Genomic DNA, 21,820 nt, shown 5'->3' with positions numbered 1-21,820 from the left:
ATGAAAGACAGGGACCTTCGCACAGTGATTCACTTGATCCATCAAGAACGGACATACGAGACCAAACTGGTGGATAAGTCCCTCTACAAACTTCTCTATACGGTTCAAAAATCTGCAGACGAAAAGGATGTTAACATCACTATCCCCTATTTCTGGTATCAATTCGGCACGGTCTCGCCTCTTCCCACTGTCGGACCAGAACTTGATCTTCCGAACCAATCAGAATCTCTCAAAGAGGAGCTCCGACCACTGGTAAGGGAAGCTCTTGAATTGTACTACGATGACAAATTAGAGGGGATCACGGACATTATGTATCAAGATGCTCCCTATGATGTCCAGCGGGAGTTCCGCGAACTTGATAAAAAAGTACGCACTCTCCACGAAGACTACAACGATTTCTATGAGGTAGAACCCAGCCGCGATTCGATCATAGATTCAGTTTACGCCGTCCACGATACCTTTCCTACAGTCAAATTCCGTGAACAAGAACAGGACTTGAGTAAATGGTACACTATGTTCACACGCGAAGTCGACAAGACGAGTTTCGACCCAGACAAACTGATGCAGATCAATCTCACGTTTTGGCGTACCTTCGCATTACGAGTAGCAGAAAACCACAGGTATGAGATGACGAAACAGGAAGTGAAAGAAGAGATTGGTATCACGTCATTTGAAGCAGCTCGTGAATCAACCAGAAAGAAACTCCGAAGGATTGAATCCCAGACACTATCCGAAAAATTCGGGAGCAAAGATCGTCCTCAGCCTGGATCAATTGAATCGAAGGCGGCTGATGCTATGATGGAACCGATCCTTGCGCAGGAACTCGGTCTATCGTTCTCGGACTAAATGACGCGATACTTCGTTGAAACCAACGTGTTAGCCGGTTTAACGTACTCGCACGATAGGTGGCACCGGGACGTTAAACCACTCTATCAGAACAATACGCTCTACACAAGCGAGTTCGTGGTTTATGAGTATTGTAACCAGCGTCGACGAGACCCTTCCATCGTTAGCGACCCCTCACAGCTTTCCACTGATGTAGATGCTGAGGATGGTAAGTACCAGCATATAGCGAAGATCCTTGAGGATCGTGTCCCGTTTTTCGATAAGCAGATCCGACAACTTCAGCGAGAAGGAATGACTGTGGAGAAGGTTGTTGATGCATTCATAGATCACTTCGAAATCCGGAAACAGGCAGAGCCACAGATAAGGTCCTACTTCCAGGATTACTTTTCAACCCGGGAACTGACTGACCGAAACGCTCGACGAGCTGTTCAGGACCTTCGTGACCTGATACTCTGGGCAGCAGAACGCAATAAGGATATTCTTATGGAGAATGTGAAGATTCGGGAGTCCGCGTACCACGAGATGGATGAAGAGCGAGAGGTCATTGAGGCAGAAATCGGCCTGGGGGAATGGGGGATGTCAAGAGAGGACCTGCAGTGGGTATTGGATGCGATCTATACGATGCAGAGAGGAGTTCTCGATCGGTTCGTTACAGGCGATAAGAACGATGTTGCCCAGTTCAAACACACCCTGACGAAGGAGTTCGATATTGCTGTACTGTATGCGACTGAAGAGTTTTATTCGGATGACTTGGTTGAGCGTCCTGAAGAGGAGTCGATAAAGACGGTTGATGAAGCGAAGTCAGAAACCCTCGACGACTGAACGCTGCTTTGCGAGCACTCTTGCCATATGAAAACCTAATCAGGAGCTGCTTCACAATCAATCTGAATAGCGGTCAAGCCTCTCAATCTTGCATAGCGTCTCTATCGATTTGATGCCATCTGCCCGCAAAGCGAGTGTTGAAACACCACTCAGTTCTCTGCCTCTGTGGAATCATCGATCGGTGGTCGCAAATCTCGCCAGCGGAAGTCAGCTGTCTCACCATCTTCGAGAGCAACACGGTATAATTGAGAATCTCGATCGTCTCCAGTAACCGTCCCCGCATCGTCGGTGAGAACCTTCACAACCTCTCCGTGGTCGCCGTGGAACCTGCTGTGCTCTGGATCCGTCTCATCAGGAATGTCAACTCGGACACGATCCCCCTCAGCGAACCTCGCCATCATCTCCATTAGGCGGAGCCAGCTACTATAGCGTCGTGGATTCACAGGCACGCATTTATGACTCCCTCGTGTCAGTAGGCGAGTAATGAGCGAGGCTGACTCGTCGCTTGATATTGACGCTCTCGTACAGGAGTACGTCTCCAACAAAGACTGGGAACAAGACAAAGCACACGTCAGGAACACATCCGAGGCCGTACAGACACTTGTCCGTGCAATCGTTGACACCGGATCGATCGATGAGTATGCGATGCGAACGGTGTACAACCTGTGTCAGAACGACAATGCGCTGAGTCCGGAAATGAAGAAAGAACGGATCGACGATCTTGCGATTGACTCAGCCTCGAAGACAGAAATCAACGACTGCATTGAACAAGGGACAGGAATCGTTGGAAAAGGGACGTACTCGGTGCCGATAGAAGGCTACGAAGAGGAGACCTACGAATTTCTCAAAACGGTGATCGAATCCGATGACAGAGAAACAATCGACGAGGCAGTCGAAGAGTTCGCCGCATTGGATATTGGTGGAGTTCAAGCCGGTATCATTTCCCCTATTCTGTATTTTGTTCATCCAACAAAATATCCGATCAGTAACGATCGGTCTCGCACTGGTATGGAGAAATATTTCGGCTACGGGATGTCCAGACAGTTGCATCAGTATATCGAAGACGCAAACAAATTCCGAACGGTGCGTGGTACCTACCCATTCAATGAGGATTTCCGTCACTTAGATAGCTTCTTCAATTGGATCGAACAGCAGGATCTTGCCGAACTAGACGAAGCCGAGATAGAGGGAGACGAAGCCGAGCTAGAGGGTGAATCGGAAGCTGAACAGTCAGTTGATGACCTCGATATTGACGATGTTTCGTTTTACTGGGTGAACCAGAACCGCGAGGTCGAATTCAATGATGAATTTCTCCGCTCACAAGATAAGAAGTGGCAACGCGATCTGACCGTCCTCGAAACAGGCGACATCATCTTCCACTACACTAACCAGGCAGTTCGTGCGTGCTCCGTCGTCACGACCGAAGCACGACTCACCGAGATGGAAGGCGGCGAGTATTATCGCGTCGATGTCGATACAACCCGTCTTGACGAACCGCTCCCACTAGTGGAACTCCGAGAGGAACTACAGAATTCCGAAGTACGACAAGAGCAAGAGCGGTATCCACTCGACAAGAACGGGAATGTTATTCAAGCGTATCTTTGCCACCTCACGCCCGAAGCAGGCCGATACCTGCTTGAGACAGCGGGTATCAACACGTCCGACTTGGTAGCATCACCAGCCGAGGCGACGAACTACTTTTGGGCGACAGCCAATCCCTCTATCTGGTCCGTCGACGATATTGCTGATGGGAGCGAGATCTTCTATAACGCCTACAACGAGAAGGGGAACAAGAAACGACTGTTCGACGCATTCAGATCAGCTGCTCCCGGTGACCGTGTTCTGTTCTACGAGTCCACCCCGGTCAAAGCAATCGTGGCCGAAGGTACGGTAAGCGAGGTAATCCCGCCAGAGCGAGATCATCAAGGGGGCACAACGACAGATGAACAACCGGAAACGACCGATAGTGACCAAGAGTCGACATCTGATGTTGGTGTTCGAATCCAGTTTGATCGGCGTATTGAGAACATCACGTGGGGCGATTTGAATGCAATACCGGAACTCGAAGATGCGACCCCGATTACGAATGGGGCTCAGGGTAGCCTGTTCCCACTGACGAAAGATGAATACGAGACAATCCTCGCACTGGAAGAGCCTGCAGTAGATGGCGTTAGTCAAGAGGCACTGGACCGGTTCGAACAGAAGCTCACTCCACCGCAGATCAACGCGCAAATTCCAGAAACGCTCTACTTCGAAGACGACGATCGGCTACAACGCGAAATCGAAGCGTCGCTTCGTTCTGGCAAACACATCATCTTCACCGGGCCGCCAGGAACCGGGAAAACCAAACTCGCCAAAGCGGTTTCTGACGGAGCAACGGCCCACGAGCAAGTCGATGGATACCGATTCACGACAGCCACCTCAGAATGGACCGCCTTCGACACGATCGGTGGATACGTCCCGTCCACAAATGATGGCGGTCAAGAATTGTTGTTTGAGCCTCGCCTATTCTTGAAATGCTTCCGGCAGGACCGAGTCGTCAATGAGTGGCTCATCATCGACGAAATCAACCGGTCTGACATCGACAAAGCGTTCGGTCAACTGTTCTCCGTTCTCTCCGGTGACTCAACGGAACTTCCGTATGAACGCGAGCGCACCGTCGAACTGCTTTCTGTGAGTGACCACGCCAGTGATGGTGAGCTTGCTGAGATCATTGCGAACCCGGATGCGTTTCCCGTGACGCCGTCGTGGCGTCTCATCGCTACGATGAACACGTATGACAAAACCTCGCTGTATGAGATGTCCTACGCGTTTATGCGCCGCTTCAATTTCATCCATGTCGGTGTCCCGCCACTCACCACTGACGACGGCGCAGTCCGCACGTCACTCTTGGATCCAGATGCCGACGATAATTACTCGACCGCATGGCTCGCTGACAACCCCGGACTGCGTCCCGTGCTTGAGGCATCGTACCCAGTAATTACCGTGCTGTGGCAGCGCATCAACAAACACCGCGTCATCGGGCCGTCTATCGTCTACGACATCATTCGGTACCTTGACTCCTTTGAGCACGCCGGGGGGACCCAGAGTGAAGCGCTCTCATCAGCCGTTGTCTCGCTGGTGTACCCGCAGCTCGAAGGGATGCGACCTGAGGATCAAAAACAACTGATTCGCTCGCTCACAGACACCGACGTACCCACCGAAAATGGCGACATCAATCTCGACTTGGATGGAGAACGACTAAAGGAGAAAGCTGCTGACTTCTTCGGTATCAATTTCGACGATGACGCGTAGCCTGACTGCCGACGCGCTCGTCGACGCCACAACTGAAGAACTCGCCACGTATCTCCGGAGCGGTGCGATCAATCCGAGGTCGCTCACGCAGTCACTCGATTACGAAGGCCTCGACATTGACGACTGGGATCGAATCAAACGCATCCATTTCTGTCTGAGTGAGGATGTTCACAACTTCATAAGCAGGCTCTCAGAACGAGTCCGCCGGGTCAAAACCGAAAATCAACGCGAACACGTCGACACCCAAGGTGAGGTTCGTGGTTCTATCAATTGGAGTGGGACGCTACGGACGTGGTCAGACAGCGGCTACTCTGATAAGAGTCGCTTCGTTTGCGATACACCATATACGGAGTACGATATTGCAGAAAACCGTGTTCTGAAACGTCTACTCTGGCAGGTTCATCGTACCGTCACGACCGATCTCCGCGGTGTCGAGTATGACTGGCGTCGCCAATATTGGACCGACGACCAGATCGACCACTTTGACCGGCTCTACAAGCAGAACGTCCACCTGAACCGTATCGCTCCCGGACAGCAAATCTCCGTCACCGACCAAGACCTCACGGCCGCCCGCCGCTCCCGCCTCGACCTGTACACGGAAGCCTACGAACTCCTCGACCGGTACCAACGATTACAATCGAATCGATTCGATCCGGACATCACCAAGCTCCTGACCGAGACGCTCATCATTCCAGCATCCACGCCAACGCTCTTCGAACTCTTCTGCATCTTCCGGATTCTCCGGTATCTCAACGACGAAACTCCCGGTGTACGACTCCACCCAATCGCCGGTGAAAGTACCGCCTTGGCACAACTCGAAACCGATGACCGACGCATCGATATTTTCCACGACCAGAACGGCGCGATCGACTTCCACGAAACCCTTGACCCAGACGTTGTACCCGCCCACCCGACGTTCAAACGCTACCAGGACGCGCTCGTCGACTATACCAACGCACTTCGCGGGTTGACTGGGAGCGATCAAGATCCCGTTCTGTATCGAGGTCGCCCCGACATCGTTATCGAAATCTACGACACGAGTTCCCCAGATGACGACCTCGTCGCCGTGCTTCTCGGCGAAGTCAAGTACTCATCCGCAGCTCAAGCATTCCGGCAGGGACTAGAGGAGTTGGCTACCTACCGACGGTTTGCGTACCACGACGACTACCTCATTGACAATCCAGATCTACCGGTCACTAGTCTCCTCATCACGAACGGGTATTCAACAGCCGGTACTGCTGACGAGCTCATTCACCTGAACGGGAGCGAGTTACTCACCGACGATGTTGATTTGCTCCGTTCGTTCGCTGCTGCTTCATTTCCTGATAGCCCTATAATCAAGCCGTAAGTCGACCGAGGTCGAGATATAATGGGTATTGAAACATCTCATATCAGGAGAGACTCCCAACAATCACATCTCGTCGAACCTAGTTAGCTCTAGTCGCTACACGGATGGTTCCCCTTTACGACTCGTCAGAGGTTTCTAACGTCGCACCATTACCGGCTGGCACGAGTTCCTCATCAAGTTCATTGAGTATCTGTTCGAACGAGAATTCGGACTGTGGGTCCTGGGCGACTCGCATCGCCTCAAGATGTCGTTCGGTTTTGGTAAGGCGATGATAAAATATTCGGTAAAGCTCTTCTTCTTGCTTAGCATCGGCGGCCGCAGCGCGACCGTTTATTTCATACCTTATTTCTGATATCTTCTGAGCAAGATCGCTATCGTCACTCGATCGATGCGCATCAGTCGTAGTCCCGGTCGTTGAATTGTGTTCTTCTGTTGTCATAGTTTGTTGTTGTGATTCTCGATTGTTCATCTGCCGGTCTGTATGAGTATCGGCCCTTCTGATGTTCGGACGCGTATGATTGCCCGTCCGCTGGTATTGACTCCGCTTGGAAGCGGCAGCCGTACCCGGGGGTGGGGGTGGGATCCGGACTGCTCCCGAAAATTACTATGGATGCGGGGATTCTGCATCCAGGGATTAGTTGGGGTTAGGTGTCCGGTGGTGTGCTTACATTCGTGAAAAACGGAACCTCATTTATATGCCTTGTGGGGATAGGATGATCGCCGGACAGACTGATACGAATACTGTGTAATAGTACAACTTATGAGCGCCTCGCTCGGGGTCGACTGGGCCGGTGACCACTGGCTTTGCCTCGAACACCGACCCAACTCTGCTGCACCACATCCAGAGACGTACGACTCAATCAAAGACGTGTGGGAAGACTACGATGATGGACACGATATTGACCGTCTTTGTATCGACATCCCGATCGGGTTACCAACCGGCCCGAACGAACGTGCCGTCGACAAGGATTGCCGATCGCATCTTGACCGTACTTCAACCGTCTTTCGTGTCCCCGTTCGTGAAGCCCTCGAAGCTGACACTCCTGAGGAAGTAAACCAGAAAAGTCGTGCCGCTACGCAAACCGAAGAAACAGACGGTGTCGGCGTCCAACCACCTGCCTACGCCATCCGCAACCAGATCCTCGAAGTGAACAACTTCATCGACGACTGTACACAGGATACCACGGACAAACTCTACGAAGTTCACCCAGAACTGTGCTTCACCGCGTTCTCCAGATCACCACCGCAGTATAGCAAGACGACTGCCCACGGTGCCGCTGAACGTATCGAAGCCCTCGACACGGTCGTTGACAACGCAGCAGTACTCGTTGGCGCGACACTCACTGCAGTCAAAGACAATATCGACGATGCTGCCGGGATCGAGGTCGATGACGTACTTGATGCCCTCGCAGCGATGTATACTGCAACTGCACCCGAGAATGAGTTCTGGTTGCTCACCGACGACGCCGACGCGACCCCACCGCAACGAATGGCCTATCGTTCCCCCTCAGATTTAGATTAAGCTGTTGAGAGGGTCACAGAAGACTTCCCATATTAAATAGGAATCGCTCAGTACAGCCTCTGAAACTATCGATTCATCCGTAGTCCAATAGTGGTATGCGAGTCTTTGTATGACATTCACTAAGTTGTTAGAGTAGATATGGCTCTGGTATGCCAAGTGACGCGAACGATTTTGTGGAGAAGTTAGACTCGTTCAAAGAATTCAGCGACGATAAAGGCGGCCACTACCTTGTAATCCAGTTCGAGGATGACAGCGGCCGCGTATTCAAGAAACAACCAAGCGAAGACACTCGTTCAATCGCAGAGCTCGAAATCTGTGTAGGACATACGAGAAATGCGATGCGGAGAATCTCCGAAGCAACCGACTTTGAATTCAACGAGGACATGAACACTCAGCAGAATCTCCGCCATCTGATGAGGGAAGGCTAACGATCTGTGGGGGACCGCCACTAAATATACAGGTTCTTTCTAACGACTAACTCTCCTAATTACGGGTGTAAACAACACCTTGGGAATCGTTCTATGACATCCTCTGCTGTTAGCTGTCTTCAGTCAGAGTAACGTTGCCATCTTCGTCGACGGCGACTCGGTACCCATAGTAAGTGAAGCTAATCACAACGGAGTCTCCCGGGCCTTTGAAGAGATTATCTAACGCATCCGTATCAATCGCTTCTGCAAGCGGAGTCTCCAGTTCAGTCGGGTCGACATCCAATTCATCAGCGACGGCCTCAAAGACTTTCGTACTTGGTGCCGGTTCCGTAGAAGTTCCGTATTCACTCATCGTTACGCATCTGCCCGTAGATATGTACCCGTGTGGCATAAAACCTGATATTCGGCTTCTTGAGGCCTGAATCTAATTTTTGTCGATGCGCACATACAGATCTCCGGAGTGCGAGTTGCCATTCTCTGTATTGTGCAAGGCGACATTATGCCGGGAAGGACTCCAAGCACATCAACAGACGACGTATTAGCAATCTTCGAAGACAACTCCGACAAGTGCGAACCATTTACCGCTCCGCAAATCGCAAAACAACTTCAGACCGATATACACCGCAATACCGCTCGGAATTATTTACAAGACCTCGAATCCATAGGTGAACTCCGCACTAAGAAAGTCGGATCCGGACGCGTCTGGTGGAGACCCTGCAAATAATCAGCTCTTATTCGACGGTGTATGGATCGGCAGCTCAACGACGAAGACCGAACCATTGGGATCGTTGTCTTCGACCCACACCTCACCACCGAATTGATTGGTTAAGAGATGAACGAGATACAGACCAATCCCAGATCCGGGGCTATCTAACCCCTTTTCTCCCTTCCCGAAGATCGGTTTTTTCTGGTTATCGGGGATACCAGGCCCATTATCTGCAATCCGAACACGAACTGTGTCTGAATCCTCTTCGCAACTAATCGTGACTTCAGGAGTCTCTTTGTCGTTGTGTCGAACCGCATTTTCGAGGATATTCCGGAAGACCGAGGAGAGCATCTCGTTTGCCAGTACTGATACGTCGCAGAGTTCACCCGATACCTGAAAGTGAGCATCCGGGAACGAATCACGTACTGCGGCGAGTTCCGCGTCCAGAAGCGGCTGTAGTTTGACTGGTTCCAATTCAGCATCCGCATCCTCTGAGAGTGACTCAACGAAGTCACGAGCAACCTCAGTGAACTGAATCACGTGCCGGGACTTCTGTAAGACTCGCTCTAAGGCTTCTTCTCCATCTTCATCGACATGGTCTTCCAGGATTTCGGCCCATCCCAGAATCACCGCCATATCGTTCCGGATGTCATGCCGAACCACGCGATTCAAGGCTTCAAGCTGTTCGGTTTTCTCTTCGAGCCATTTCCGATACGACTCACGTTCGGTCACGTCGGTAACTGTCACCAACTGGCCCGTCGTCACCTCACCAGCTAAGAACGGCGTGCTTGACACATCATAATATCGTGTCTCGTCATTCTGCGTAATCGCCAGCACGTCTTGCTTCGTGAGATGATCCGCAAGTGCTGTATTCACAGCAGTTAGAGGTTTGCCAAACGATTCCTCAAGCCCCGGAAAGAGTCTACGGGCTGCTTGGTTGTAATCCCGGACACAGGTATCCTGATCGAGGAAGATCGCCGGTTCGTCTGATTCGCCAGTGAGGCGGATCCCCTCAAACCGCTGTCTATAGAAAAACAGCGTTCCGACGGCGAAGAGCGCGACGCCAGGCGGCTCATACATTAATGGGAGCAGCCAGTCAATCTGGCCGCCAATGATCGTTGCAACAGCTGGGAGCCCTGAAAGTCCAACGAGCACGACGAGCGGACGGCTGTCACTGCCAGTATGATAGAATCGCTCCATAAGGACAAAGAATCCGACAGTGATGGCGGCATATGACAGTCCTAAGACGATCCAGTAGAGCAGTTCATGGTGAATAACGAGATGTGGAAACGGCTCAGTGACCCATTCGGTCGTAAAATAGAGATTGTGGAGTGGATTCGTGACTTTGAGCGCGATGAAAAAGAGGAACGTCCCGAGGATAAGATTCCGGAACGGGGCGTGTCGCGGTGGGCGGCCAGTATAGGCAGCACAAAAGTAGAGCCAGGCCGCGACAGCGACGAATGCGAACACAAACCCAAGAATATAGAACGCAACTTTTCCCGACCGTGTCGGTGCGAGTAGATACCCGAGATACCCACCAGACCACAGAGCAACAGAACCGAGGAAAACAACGAACCCTTCCCGTGTCCCCGGATGCTGGATCTTCCGTGCTTGAGGAATCGCAGCCACACAGGCAATCGCAGACAGCGCGAAAATCGTGATGTGAGCAATAAGAAGGGGTTCCATCATTCCAATAAAAAAGCGGTTCGCAGGCTATCAAATAACTTTTTGGACCAGTGCTCTGACAGAGACCGATTTGACCTTCTTTCTGTTAATTGAGGCGAGTTACCACTCGCAGTTCAAGCTATAAGCAAAACATATTCGGTTAGATGACGACTACGTGTTAGTATGACTGATAAATTATCGCAGGAAGAGATTAACACACTACTTTACGAGTCGGGAGTTGGTGTACTCGCACTTACTGACGGTACAGAAGCGTATTCGATTCCAGAATCGTTCGGCTACGACGGTGAGAAAGTGTATTTTCAGTTTGTCTATACCGCTAATAGCAAGAAGATGAGATTCCTCGAAACGACAGAGACAGCGACGTTGACGGTCTACGACGAAAACCCTACAAGAAGCGTCCTTGTTCAGGGTTCGATTGAACCTGTCCCTGGAGAGGACGAAACCAAGGCCGCCACAGCAATCGCAGAAAATGCTTCTATTCCAACTCTGAATGTTTACACCGAAACGACCCCAGATGAATTCACAATGGACTACTACCGCTTAGAACCGACCGCAATATCCGGCCGTCAGTTCAGTGCTTTCACCCCTACTCCTGACGACCGATAGGCAAGCGCGTTCTGATGGGTGACCCATGTTTGCCGGTGTGAGTAGGCTCCTTTCGAATAGTTCTAGGACACTTCTATTCGTTGTAACTACGAAAAAAGACGCTTGATTCGACTAACGACACTTCCGTCATCGGATCGCTCTCCAGAATCATCAGCATCCTGGTTATCAGGCTCGACGGAAGCCCTCTTGTTATCCGTCGCTGGCGAGTCAGATGTCTCGGTAGTACCTCTGCTTGACGGCTCCTCTGTATCGTCTGTGTTCTCTGAGCCTTCCTGGGACGTTTCGCTGGTTCTGTGCGTGCTCGTCTCGCTCGTCGTTTCTGTTGGTGTACTGGAGTCGTCAGCTGCATCAGACGCAGTACGGTACTGAGCTACCTTACGGAGCAGTTCCTGGAGTTCGTCCGGTCGGTTACGGTAGACCGGGAACAGCCACCATGTCCGTTGCAGTGCATTCGGGGTGAGGGACTCATTCGTGCGGAGTAGAGTCATTGCTGTTTCCCAGTCAGATTCAACGACAGTATCGTGGTCGAAATCAACGGTGTCGAGTAGCGTTTCCACCGCTGATGACGTTAGTCCCTCGACAATCTCGTCCATCCGAACCGACCCTTGAACGGTTTCGATTTCAAGATCATCAAGCAGATCCTGTGCCCACAGTTCGTTCCCGCGGGCCTCAGCACGAGCGAGCAACGCATCGTCGACGTTCGCCTCGTCGATCGTCGGTTGTTGCCCGATCTTTTCACCGAGTTCACGCACCCAGTGCCGTTGCTGGACGTACTGCTTGTCATCTAACCCGGCGATGTGGTCATCACCTTCGGGCACAGCGACGAAGTGATGAAAGTGCGGCTCCTGATCGCCGTGGCGGCGGAGTACTCGACCCATCCGCTGTACGAGTTGCAGTTTCGTTTTCGTCCCCGAGACGTTAATCCCGACTTCTGCATCCGGAACGTCAATCCCTTCGTCGAGAAGCTTTGGCGCGATGAGGACACCGTGATCAGCCGCTGAGAACTGTTCAATCCGGCGATTAACCATCCGGTCCTTCTTATTACTAGAGGCAGCGATTTTACTGTGTACCACGAACACGTTCTCTGTCGCGTCGGCCAACTCCTCACCAAGTTGCTCTGCGGTGTCGATGTCCATGGCGAACATCACCAGCTTGACTCCGTCATCGACGCCGGTGAGGTACTCACGAGCCAGCGTTACTGCACCCTCTATTTTTGGCTGTGATCGGTGCCGGATCCAGTTACGACTCTGAATCGCCGCTTGGAGCTGCCCCCACGAGTCCGGCACGTCGTCGAGTTCGAGTTCTGCCGCCCGGTGTGCGCGGATGAAGTCACCGAGGTCCTCAAGCTGGGTGAACGGCACACTCAGCTGGCGAAGCAGTTTCGTTGTCGTGTCGTCGTGTTTGAGTGCCCGGAACTGATTCGTGATCGACTCAGTCGCCTGTTCCCACTCCTCGCGCTCATACGGATCCAACCCAATCGGATGAACAGTCCACTCGAAATCCGGGATCACTCCATCACGTTGAGCGTCCTGTAGGTCATACGTATAGACGACTGGTGCGAGGATCTCTTCAAGCCGGTCCCGCTTCGGGTCTGTCTGTTCACCGATGGTCGCAGACAGTCCCATCGCACTATCGTAGTTCGGCCGGCGTATCGCCTCGCCGTACCCACCGTCAAGATTCGAATAGTGATGCACCTCGTCGTAAATCACGAGGTCGTATTGATCGGCTAAATCACGGTCGTAGCGCGGGAGCAGGGATTGAGCGGTGTAAAACTCCACCGTCGCCGTCGAAAACGACAACCTGTCCGGGCGTCCGCTACCGCTGCCTGCCCGAGTCGTCAGCCCAAGCTTGTCTCGGATTTCTCGCTCCCACTGACTGAGGATCGCGTTCGAGTGCGCGACGATCATAATCTCCGCATCGTCTGTCTGCGGTGTCTGCTCAGGGTTCTCCGGCACGTCACCGCACAGGTTAGCGATCGCTGCGATGCCAGCAACCGTCTTCCCCGTCGCCGTCGCCATCTCAAGGATGCCCTCGCCGTCGCTCGCAAGCCAGTGGTCAAGCCCTTCCCGCTGATTCTCCCAGAGAGATACCATAAGCACAGGCCGGGTCAGTAACGCACGGGCGTCCGCTTCGTCAAGCTCCTTGAACGCAGTAGTCTGCGCCAGCAACGTTTCGAGCAGGTCCGTCTCGGTCGTCACTGACTGCTGGGCTGCCGTTGCGAACAACTCAAGCAAATACAGCCCGCTGCCACGACTAATATGAGACACGTCCAGATCAGACGGATCGTACCGCTCCTGTCGTAGCCGTTTTAGGAGCACGCGTTCCGCTGGACGTGAAATCGTCGTGCCGTCCGGAGACCTACCTGACGACAACTGCTGATTCAAACTGATGATCGCCTTCCTGAACGCGTGGAACTGATCTTCCCGGGTTTCAATCGGTCTCGTATCGATAAGCCCTGCAACACGCTCAGATACGAAGTTCCCGAAGAGTTCACCGTAGTACCCCCCGAGAAAGGACCACTCGTTCGGGCCGATCGGGCCTTGGTACCGTGACAGAAGCGCCTTATTGACAATTTCTTCATCAAGTATCGCCAGCTGCTCAATAGTAGGGCGGTCTGAAAGGAAATCCTCGCGGTACTCAGTGAATAACCAGTACTCAGGATCCCCAAATCGTCGCACTACGAATAGTCTTGGACGGTGTCATATATGTGTGATGGTGCGTCTCACTCTCACGATCGCACAGTTCGTTGAAGCCTCTAACTAGGACTGTATCACTGTAAGGGACGATTCCACACTCACACTGAGTGTTGAGTCGTAATGACTCCATCAGCAGCGAACGTCAATTCCGTCACGAATGACTCGTGATCACGGTATGGCTCACTAATCCGTATAGCTGGTCCGGTGTAGAGTACTGGCGTACCGTCTCTCGCTTGGAATGAATACCCGCTATCAAAGTCATCGTCTTTCGGTCGATGCTCATCCCCGATCAATACACAATCGAACGAGACTCCGGATCGGCTAAGCAACTGATCCAGATCAATATCAGCAGTCGATCGATCCCGGTACGGTGTGACGCCGTCATGGAGACAGAGTACGTTCGGCCCGGATGACGACGACTCGAACTGCATATCGGATGGCTCCCATCCCAGAGGCTTGAACTTCGCAACGTCGTCGATCCCTGTATTTCCCGCTGGAATCCCATACGCGTCAAGCGGCCCGCCCGCAACCGGCGTCGGACTCGTCGAGAGTTCCACGAGAGTACCCTTTCTAACCTGCTGTTGTAACCACGCGATCCCATTCTCCGAATTCGTGTGTTGCGGTGTGTATGAATCTCGGTCGTGTGAGCCAATGATACAGTAGACCGGGATCCCTACCTTGGATAATAGCTCCAACCTCGCCGCAGCGCTGTCGAGAGTTTCCCGGTCAACCTCGTGATCGACAATATCGCCCGTATGAATAACCGCATCAACATCCTGCTCAATCGCAATCGTTACGATTCGTGTGAACGCGTCGGTACTCGACACCTCACTGATCCACGACACCGTCTTGCCGCGCCCCGTCACGACCCGGTTCTCATACCCAAGGTGCGTATCACTCACAAATAGCACCGTTACCTTGTCATCTCCAATCCCTCTCCCTGCATTCTTTCGAGCACGACGAACTCGAACCGGGTCTAACAGCACGTCAACACCCTCACCTAACCGATCCGCTGTCGGCTCGGCTGGGAACTCTGCCAATAACGAGATGGCCTGATCGACTTCGTTCGTCGAGACCTGTACCGGGAGCACCTCTCCAGACTCCGGTGCAACCGGGATCACCGCACCGGACGGAACATACTGTCGATCTTGTGGCCGTGGCTCCGCCACTGTGATGGCTGAAAACTCCGTAATCCGTGACCCATCTCCATATCGGCGGACGTACTCTTTCCGCTTCTTGTGGTTCCGCTTATTCTGCTGTTCCCCATAACACGACGCTTCTTCAGCCAACAGCTCTCCACCGTACAAGACTGATTTCACCGCTCGCTTCCACTCCAACTCCGTCTCCTCAGGCAGCGAGCTATAGAGAACCGAAAGACCGTCATACAACTCCACCAACTCGTTCCCAGCACCCATCGTACTCGACAACTCCCTGCCGTACGGTGATATTTGTTCCGTACCGAGCCAGATACTACTACGTGCTCCAAGAGTTGAGGCGCTGGTTCTAAGCCATCCCAACTTGAGGATGTACATATGACTTCACACGATCTCGTCGAGGTGTTTACCTCAACACGGCAGAATCTCCGCGAGGCGGGACTGGAAGATGACTTCTTTCTAGATCTCATCGGGTCCCGGTTATTGATCGAACGCGTTGGTGAATCGAATAATCGAGGATGGTGGGACTCACGTGTCCTCTCAGAAACTGGCCGAGCAAGACTGGAAGAAGTGACTCCTAAAACCCGGCTGCAGTCTCAGGTCAACCTTGCAATGAAGGTCGGGCGGAAAGCAGAATCGGATGTACTCCCTGCTGATTCCATCTCGCTGTTTTCGTTCGGTCCAAAGCTCGAAGCACAACTCGGAGCTGCCATCGAAGATCTCAACGCTCCCGATGAACCGTTATTGACTGATCTTGAGGATCTCTCTGTCCAGTCTCTAGAGACCGGTTGGGCGGACCCGATTATTGAACAGATGGCATCGAATATCTCCGTCGCTTCCATTTCACTCTCTGATCCGGGGAGTGAGTCATATCGTATCAGCGAAGATGGATTCGACCAGTCCGAGATTGAGGCAGAGAAATGGCGACTGCTGGCCACTCTGTTGCGTGGCTACGGCCAAAATACGGAACGGCTACACGTCCCGTATTATCCACTCAACTCGGAACTTAAATCGGAAAGCGCGTGAGGACTCCATATGAGCAACGAGCACCTGGAGCCTGAAGACGAAGACAACGACGATCAAGCCACGAGTCTTGACCCAAAAATCGCCCATCACAGTACCTACATCGACGAGACCAAGCGAATCCTTCAGGCGTATACCGAATCTGAATCGTACGATGAACTGGAGCGGATGGTGGTCGAAGACAACATCCTGAACAAAAACACGGACGAGTACCGAACGAACATTCTCCGCGAAGTAACCCGGAGACACATCCCGAGTAAAGAAGACTACACCGAGACCCCGCTAATGCGGGTACTTTCAGCTGACGTTCGGAGTGATGTAGCCGATTGGTGTCTCTACTACGAGTTCGCCCAAGACCCATTCATCCGCCTCATCACGATCGAATTCCTCTATCCCGAGTTTCAGCGCGGCACTCTCTCTATCCAGGCCGAAGACATCGTCACGTTCATCAAATCAATCAAGGACGACTATGCTGACCTTCGTGACCGCTCCGACTCTACGATCAATGAGGCAGCAACGAAGTATCTCACTTCACTCAGAAACTTCGGCCTGTTAGAAGGTAGACAGCGAAAGGAATTCGCAGTCACCTACATCCCTGACGAAACGATCGCGTACGTCGTGTATCGTCTCTTCGACGAAGAAGCTACGTCCGCATCGGACGTGATCGAACACGATGACTGGAAACTATTCCTGATGGATGAATCCGAAGTCCAGCGCCGAATCCGCGACATTTCGCCACAGTACATAAACTATGAGAAACGAGGATCGACAGAACGATTGAGAATGAAACACGAGACGGTAGACAAGTTGATCGATGCTTTCTGACTTTCAAACACGACTCGAAGAAGTCGAACGACTCGTTCGTGAGGATAGAGAAGAAGTCGGAAAGCGAGCGGGAGTTCCGTTTATCGTGTTCACGTACGATCCAGCCGACGAAATCGAAGTCGATGAGGAAATTCGGAGTCTCATCGAGAAGCTGGAGTACCACGACCAAACGGTTGCCGCGATCGATATGCGTGACCTCGTCTTCAGCGTGCTTGAAGAGCGAGGCATCCTCGACAACGTAATCGACCTCGAACGTCGAGATCGTGAACAGCTGCTCAGCGGATTGAAATCCTCACTACTCGACGACGGCGAAATGGGACAACTGGCATCGGCTATTGCCACGCAGGCTGAAGACGCAGACACCGTTATCGTGTATCGAATGGGTATCCTGTACCCGTTCGCTAGTGCATCGACTCTGATGGGGCAGTTGGAAACGAACACACCGGATGAGACCCCGATCGTGTTTTGCTATCCTGCGACCGTTGATGACAAGAGTTTAAGATTCCTCGACGAATCTGAGGGAACATATTACCGCGCAAAGGTGATCGGACATGAGTGACACTACTTCTACCTACCAAATCAACGAGATCTTCTACCGGCCGATCAATCGGAAGATCGACCGGGTCGTCAAAGTCGATAACGATGACCCGAGCGTCGTCAAGAAAGAACTCGAAGAGTACATCCTCACACCGCAACTCGAACGGCACTTCTCGGACGCCCTAGAGGCCGTCATCGACACGGAACACGCCCAAACAGAGGACGTTGGGATGTGGGTTTCCGGATTCTTCGGATCCGGGAAAAGCCACTTCATGAAGATCCTCGGGCACGTCTTGGAAAACCGGGAGTTCGGGGATACGTATGCGGCGGAGATGTTCCGCGATCGGATCGAGGGCAACGAGATGCTCGACGGGGCCGTCTCGTCGGTCACGAACAAATTCGATTCCGAGGTGTTGATGTTCCAGATCGGCGCGAAGGCCGATGCATCTGGAAGCGAATCCATCACCGAGATCATTCACCGTGAATTCAACACGTCCCGCGGGTACGCTTCCATGCCCTGGGTCGCCCAGATGGAACAGGAACTCGAATCACGAGGCGTGTACGATGACTTCGTCGCTACCATCGAGTCAAACACCGGGAAAGACTGGACAGAGGCCCGTAAAGATGCGATGTTCGTGCGGTCGGATATGGAGACTGCGCTGGTAGAAGCGACAGACGAGTTCGACGACGAAGACGACGCAGCCCGTGCGATCGATGACGTTCAGGACAACGTTCTGATCAACGCTTCGACCCTCGCGGAAGACATCGTCGAATACGTCGAACAGCAGGAACGCGAAACGGGGAACAACTCCCGATACTTCGTCTTCATCGACGAAATCTCCCAGTTCATCGGAGATGATGGACAGCTCCTCTTGGAACTCCAGAGTATCGTCGAGGAGTTCGGCCAGAAAGGCAAGGGGAAGGTATATCTCGGAGTCACGTCCCAGGAACAGCTCCAGCAGCTCATCCCCGGTGTGCTCGAAAAAGAAGCCGAGGAATCGAAAGTCATCGATCGATTCCCGCACCGGTTCGACCTCACGTCCGAAAACCTCGACAAGGTCGTCCGTGACCGTGTTCTCAGCAAGAAAGGCGACGCCAGGGAAGCCATCGGGAATCTGTACGATCAGCATGAAGGCATCCTTTCCGCCAGGTACAAGCTCGATTCCGGTCAGAGTCTGAAGCCAATCACGAGAGAGAACTTTATCGACTGCTACCCGTTCCTTCCGTACCAGCTCGACATTCTCCCGGAGATGTTCAAGGCACTTGGCAAAGGCTCGGATGACCAACTCGCGGGCAGCGAGCGAACGCTCATCGATGTCACACAGAGCGTGCTGAAAGACGAGGCCCATCTCTACAACGACGAACTCGGGGCACTCGTCACGCTCGATATGATCTTCGACGAGATCAGCAACGACATCCCGAGCAACGATGTCAAATCCATCCGGGAAGCCACACCAAAGAACGCCGATCCAGAAATCGCCAGCCGCGTTCTCAAGTCACTCTATCTACTCCAACAACTCCCCTGGATCCCGAACACCGCCGACAACATTGCAACCTCACTCCAGACGGAGCTCGGCCCCACGAAGCAGTTAGAAAACGACGTACAAGATACGCTTGATGCACTCGTCGAAGCCGGGCTCGTCGGGCGAAGCGAAGAGGGCTACCGGTTCCTTCGAGAGACCGAGCGTGAACTCGAAAACGAAATCAAAAGCATCGAGGTCGGCCCCGGCGACATCCGTCGCTCCTCGAAGCGCTTCCTGAACGACATCCTTGACGAAACATCCCGCGTCAATTACCAAGGGAAAACGTTCCAGTTGAATCTGAGTATCGACGGAGAAACCATCACGTCGAACGGACACGTCGATCTCAAAACCTACTCACCGATCCACCAGCGGTACGAAGACCTTGACCCGGATGGGCTGAAGACACAGAGTTTCAGTGAAGACGATACGCTGTACTGGATTGCAGACGGCGAGAAGCAACACAGCATCTACGAGAAGCTAAAATCGATCTACCAGATCAATACCGTCGTCAAGTCAAAACGAGGGAACGAACTCAGCCAAGAGGAGCAGGAAGCCCTCGGGCAGAAGCAAGAAGATCTCCAGCGTCTCCGGAACGAGGTCGAACGCGAGTTCAAACGGAGCTTCCAGCGCGGCACACTCATCTACAACGGTGACACCGAAGAATTCGACACGACAAGCACCTCACTTAGCTCGCTCGTGTCCCGGAAGACGGACAACGCCATTCCCAAAGTCTTCTCCAGTTTCAAACACGGGTCAGCCACGGTCAAAGATCGTCACATCGAGCAGATATTCGAAGATCTCCAAGGCTCGTCGAACCCATCTGTGTTCTCGGACCTCGGCGTCGTCCAAGACGGCGATCTCATCGCAGAGGCCCGCATCGCTTCCGAGGTCGAAGACGAAATTCAGCGACGCGAGAAAGCCGGAGAGTCCCGCTCTGGAAGCGATCTGATCGACCACTTCGCTGAACCACCGTACGGGTGGAGCCGGGAAGTCGTTCGCCTGGCCGCTGCCGTGCTCTTTAGAAACGGATCCGTCATTCCGACACACAAGGAGCGAACGTACGAGACGTATTCCGAGGACGGCGCACAGGAGCTGTTCACGCAAGTCACGAAATTCAAGTCCACGTCGTTCGATGAGCGGGAGACCGTCGATGTCGAAACACGAACCGATGCGAAGCAACTCCTCGACCGACTCTTCGACCGGAAGGTCAAATCGACCGACCAGGCCGTCGACGAGGGAATCAGAGAGGCAGCAAACGAGTGGGTTTCAACCACGAGCACACTCCTCTCGCAACTCCAGCGGGTCGACTTCCCGCTGGCAGACGACGTAGAGCAATTCCAGACGCGATTAAACAATCTGCTGCAACAACCCACGTCGGCCAAGCGTATCAAACAGTTCGTCGACTTCGAAGACGAACTCGAAGGCCTCACGAAAACCGCGAAGGATGTCGCCGAATTCTGCGGTGAGACCGGCGGCCAAAACCGGTTGGAGACCTACGAAACCATTCAGCGGTTCATCACGACCGAGTGGGAGTCTCTCGTCGACGAGGCCGATGACCACGCTGGGCTTGTCGACATCAGCGATGAAGCGCGTGAGGCGGCCCGCCGCGTTGCTGATACGTTAGACACGGAAGGTGTCATCAGCCAGTGGAACAATGTCAAGACTGACTACCGAACTACCGCCGAAGCCTTCACGACCACGTACGAATCCCTGTACGAGAAACGCCACGAGACGTACACAGAGTCCATCGAATTGGTTCGGGCGTATGCTGGATCCGACATCGATGAAACCGATCTTGACACTGCTCTGTCCGATCTGACGGAACGACAGGGGGATGGGTCGGTCGATCTGAATATCTCCAATGAGGAGCACATCAATCCGACACCGTCGCTTCCACGGCTCATCGAGCATATCCAGACCGTTGATTCGTACGAAGACGCTGCGAAGGCCGAGATTGATGACCTGGAAGATGATGAGGACGACGGCACTGTTCGAGAAAGCGTGGACATCGACTCCATCTTCGGATCCATCGTCGTCACCGATCCGGACGACATCGATCAACCGATCTCAGAACTTCGCGCAGAGACCGAAGAACTTCTTGATCAGGATGGAGACATAGAGATCCGATTTAGATAATTGACATAGATCGTCAGATTTCTCTCTAATCCGATCCTGTGGTTGGATTCATTTATTTTAACTATTAGAAAACAAGCGATCTATTTCGGCTTGTAAATAACTGAAAGCCCGTTCCGCCTCTTTTTTCTCCTCTACTCCAGTAATAACTACTTTGCCGTTATTAGCTATCGTAATCACACAGTTAGTATTGTCTGGGCGATAATAAACAAATGGTGATTGCTCGGGCTCATATTCTGTATGTTCTGTACCAAGACCAATCGATACTGCTGCAAGATCTAACTCTCTCTCCAACGCAGCTTTACAGGCAAGATTGTTAACCGTAGGATATTCTGGCTTCACACTTTCTGACAATATCTCATTAATGGCGGAGACAACCTCGGTGAATATAGATCTCAACTCTGATTCACTTTGTACTCCAGTGATAGTATAACTACCCGTCGAAAAGATGGTCATAACGGCACCTTTGGGTGATAGCCGAAGTTGAACACCGGGAAATATTTCGGGCTCGTACTGAATATGAGGTAGATCTAGATCTTCGGAAAGGGAAACCAAATCGAATTCTTGACCAAGATCTCCTGAAGCAACTATATTTATAATTCGAATCATTACTTAGACATATATTCAGGTTCCCTATTACTTACTCCGTTGATCTTGACGTAGTCAATCTC

18 protein-coding genes are annotated in these 21,820 nt (G+C 52.5%); 11 read left to right on the top strand and 7 right to left on the bottom strand.

Annotation, left to right across the window (positions count from 1 at the left end):
* Entirely contained in the window at positions 1-846 is an 846-nt protein-coding gene (locus C444_RS16700) for a hypothetical protein (protein ID WP_004594198.1), read from the top strand.
* The gene (locus C444_RS16695; RefSeq protein WP_004594197.1) at positions 847-1,668 is read left to right on the top strand and encodes a hypothetical protein; all 822 of its coding nucleotides are present in this window, start codon (positions 847-849) and stop codon (positions 1,666-1,668) included. It begins immediately after the preceding gene.
* A 149-nt stretch (positions 1,669-1,817) separates the two neighbouring features.
* Here C444_RS16695 and C444_RS16690 read toward each other — a convergent pair whose 3' ends face one another.
* Positions 1,818-2,066 carry a hypothetical protein gene (locus tag C444_RS16690; protein WP_049909574.1) on the bottom strand — a complete coding sequence of 83 codons (249 nt, stop codon included), beginning with the start codon at positions 2,064-2,066 and terminating at the stop codon, positions 1,818-1,820.
* An 85-nt stretch (positions 2,067-2,151) separates the two neighbouring features.
* Here C444_RS16690 and C444_RS16685 point away from each other — a divergent pair, with 85 nt between their 5' ends.
* Positions 2,152-4,962 carry an EVE domain-containing protein gene (locus tag C444_RS16685; RefSeq protein WP_004594195.1) on the top strand — a complete coding sequence of 937 codons (2,811 nt, stop codon included), beginning with the start codon at positions 2,152-2,154 and terminating at the stop codon, positions 4,960-4,962.
* Positions 4,952-6,310 carry a hypothetical protein gene (locus C444_RS16680; RefSeq protein ID WP_004594194.1) on the top strand — a complete coding sequence of 453 codons (1,359 nt, stop codon included), beginning with the start codon at positions 4,952-4,954 and terminating at the stop codon, positions 6,308-6,310. Before C444_RS16685 ends, C444_RS16680 begins: the two co-directional genes overlap by 11 nt.
* Positions 6,311-6,425: 115 nt before the next feature.
* On the opposite strand, the gene C444_RS21855 is transcribed toward C444_RS16680, so the two are convergent.
* On the bottom strand, positions 6,426-6,749 hold the full coding sequence (locus tag C444_RS21855; protein WP_152420818.1) for a hypothetical protein: 324 nt from the start codon (positions 6,747-6,749) through the stop codon (positions 6,426-6,428).
* 321 nt (positions 6,750-7,070) lie between these two features.
* Between C444_RS21855 and C444_RS16675 the strand changes: the two genes are divergently transcribed.
* Both C444_RS16675 and C444_RS16670 read left to right on the top strand, forming a co-directional pair.
* Positions 7,071-7,832, top strand: coding sequence for a DUF429 domain-containing protein (locus tag C444_RS16675; protein WP_004594193.1), 762 nt, complete (start codon positions 7,071-7,073; stop codon positions 7,830-7,832).
* A gap of 149 nt (positions 7,833-7,981) precedes the next feature.
* The gene (locus tag C444_RS16670) at positions 7,982-8,260 is read left to right on the top strand and encodes a hypothetical protein (RefSeq protein WP_004594192.1); all 279 of its coding nucleotides are present in this window, start codon (positions 7,982-7,984) and stop codon (positions 8,258-8,260) included.
* Positions 8,261-8,369: 109 nt separating this feature from the next.
* Here C444_RS16670 and C444_RS16665 read toward each other — a convergent pair whose 3' ends face one another.
* Positions 8,370-8,612: a HalOD1 output domain-containing protein gene (locus C444_RS16665; protein ID WP_004594191.1), complete on the bottom strand. Its 243-nt coding sequence runs from the start codon at positions 8,610-8,612 to the stop codon at positions 8,370-8,372.
* Positions 8,613-8,984: 372 nt separating this feature from the next.
* The gene (locus tag C444_RS16660) at positions 8,985-10,655 is read right to left on the bottom strand and encodes a sensor histidine kinase (RefSeq protein ID WP_004594189.1); all 1,671 of its coding nucleotides are present in this window, start codon (positions 10,653-10,655) and stop codon (positions 8,985-8,987) included.
* A 159-nt stretch (positions 10,656-10,814) separates the two neighbouring features.
* Between C444_RS16660 and C444_RS16655 the strand changes: the two genes are divergently transcribed.
* Positions 10,815-11,258, top strand: coding sequence for a pyridoxamine 5'-phosphate oxidase family protein (locus C444_RS16655; protein WP_004594188.1), 444 nt, complete (start codon positions 10,815-10,817; stop codon positions 11,256-11,258).
* 86 nt (positions 11,259-11,344) lie between these two features.
* Here the strand turns inward: C444_RS16655 and C444_RS16650 are convergent, their stop codons facing one another.
* The gene (locus C444_RS16650; protein WP_239641319.1) at positions 11,345-13,525 is read right to left on the bottom strand and encodes a DEAD/DEAH box helicase; all 2,181 of its coding nucleotides are present in this window, start codon (positions 13,523-13,525) and stop codon (positions 11,345-11,347) included.
* A gap of 527 nt (positions 13,526-14,052) precedes the next feature.
* Entirely contained in the window at positions 14,053-15,486 is a 1,434-nt protein-coding gene (locus tag C444_RS22600; protein WP_004594186.1) for a metallophosphoesterase family protein, read from the bottom strand.
* Here C444_RS22600 and C444_RS21850 point away from each other — a divergent pair, their 5' ends adjacent.
* From C444_RS21850 to brxC, 4 genes are read left to right on the top strand one after another with little or no spacing between them, the layout of a single operon-like run.
* Complete coding sequence (locus tag C444_RS21850; RefSeq protein WP_152420817.1) at positions 15,487-16,134, top strand: BrxE family protein; 648 nt, start codon at positions 15,487-15,489, stop codon at positions 16,132-16,134.
* A 9-nt stretch (positions 16,135-16,143) separates the two neighbouring features.
* Positions 16,144-16,956: a BrxA family protein gene (locus C444_RS16635; RefSeq protein WP_004594184.1), complete on the top strand. Its 813-nt coding sequence runs from the start codon at positions 16,144-16,146 to the stop codon at positions 16,954-16,956.
* Positions 16,946-17,515, top strand: a complete 570-nt coding sequence (locus tag C444_RS16630; protein WP_004594183.1) for a BREX protein BrxB domain-containing protein — start codon at positions 16,946-16,948, stop codon at positions 17,513-17,515. Before C444_RS16635 ends, C444_RS16630 begins: the two co-directional genes overlap by 11 nt.
* Complete coding sequence (brxC, locus tag C444_RS16625) at positions 17,508-21,152, top strand: BREX system P-loop protein BrxC (protein WP_004594182.1); 3,645 nt, start codon at positions 17,508-17,510, stop codon at positions 21,150-21,152. Before C444_RS16630 ends, brxC begins: the two co-directional genes overlap by 8 nt.
* Before the next feature lie 57 nt (positions 21,153-21,209).
* Here the strand turns inward: brxC and C444_RS21350 are convergent, their stop codons facing one another.
* On the bottom strand, positions 21,210-21,758 hold the full coding sequence (locus C444_RS21350) for a TATA-box-binding protein (RefSeq protein ID WP_004594181.1): 549 nt from the start codon (positions 21,756-21,758) through the stop codon (positions 21,210-21,212).
* Between the last annotated feature and the right edge of the window lie 62 nt (positions 21,759-21,820).

The sequence above is a fragment of the Haloarcula japonica DSM 6131 genome (assembly GCF_000336635.1).
GTDB classification, from domain to species: domain Archaea; phylum Halobacteriota; class Halobacteria; order Halobacteriales; family Haloarculaceae; genus Haloarcula; species Haloarcula japonica.
The sequence above is the reverse complement of the archived record's forward strand: the minus strand, read 5'-3'. Positions and strand labels throughout refer to the sequence as shown.

Excerpts from the sequence above, each read along its gene's own strand:
- C444_RS16700 (WP_004594198.1), top strand. The coding sequence starts at position 1 with ATGAAAGACAGGGACCTTCGCACAGTGATTCACTTGATCCATCAAGAA.
- C444_RS16695 (WP_004594197.1), top strand. The coding sequence starts at position 847 with ATGACGCGATACTTCGTTGAAACCAACGTGTTAGCCGGTTTAACGTAC.
- C444_RS16690 (WP_049909574.1), bottom strand. The coding sequence starts at position 2,066 with ATGGCGAGGTTCGCTGAGGGGGATCGTGTCCGAGTTGACATTCCTGAT.
- C444_RS16685 (WP_004594195.1), top strand. The coding sequence starts at position 2,152 with ATGAGCGAGGCTGACTCGTCGCTTGATATTGACGCTCTCGTACAGGAG.
- C444_RS16680 (WP_004594194.1), top strand. The coding sequence starts at position 4,952 with ATGACGCGTAGCCTGACTGCCGACGCGCTCGTCGACGCCACAACTGAA.
- C444_RS21855 (WP_152420818.1), bottom strand. The coding sequence starts at position 6,749 with ATGACAACAGAAGAACACAATTCAACGACCGGGACTACGACTGATGCG.
- C444_RS16675 (WP_004594193.1), top strand. The coding sequence starts at position 7,071 with ATGAGCGCCTCGCTCGGGGTCGACTGGGCCGGTGACCACTGGCTTTGC.
- C444_RS16670 (WP_004594192.1), top strand. The coding sequence starts at position 7,982 with ATGCCAAGTGACGCGAACGATTTTGTGGAGAAGTTAGACTCGTTCAAA.
- C444_RS16665 (WP_004594191.1), bottom strand. The coding sequence starts at position 8,612 with ATGAGTGAATACGGAACTTCTACGGAACCGGCACCAAGTACGAAAGTC.
- C444_RS16660 (WP_004594189.1), bottom strand. The coding sequence starts at position 10,655 with ATGATGGAACCCCTTCTTATTGCTCACATCACGATTTTCGCGCTGTCT.
- C444_RS16655 (WP_004594188.1), top strand. The coding sequence starts at position 10,815 with ATGACTGATAAATTATCGCAGGAAGAGATTAACACACTACTTTACGAG.
- C444_RS22600 (WP_004594186.1), bottom strand. The coding sequence starts at position 15,486 with ATGTACATCCTCAAGTTGGGATGGCTTAGAACCAGCGCCTCAACTCTT.
- C444_RS21850 (WP_152420817.1), top strand. The coding sequence starts at position 15,487 with ATGACTTCACACGATCTCGTCGAGGTGTTTACCTCAACACGGCAGAAT.
- C444_RS16635 (WP_004594184.1), top strand. The coding sequence starts at position 16,144 with ATGAGCAACGAGCACCTGGAGCCTGAAGACGAAGACAACGACGATCAA.
- C444_RS16630 (WP_004594183.1), top strand. The coding sequence starts at position 16,946 with ATGCTTTCTGACTTTCAAACACGACTCGAAGAAGTCGAACGACTCGTT.
- brxC (WP_004594182.1), top strand. The coding sequence starts at position 17,508 with ATGAGTGACACTACTTCTACCTACCAAATCAACGAGATCTTCTACCGG.
- C444_RS21350 (WP_004594181.1), bottom strand. The coding sequence starts at position 21,758 with ATGATTCGAATTATAAATATAGTTGCTTCAGGAGATCTTGGTCAAGAA.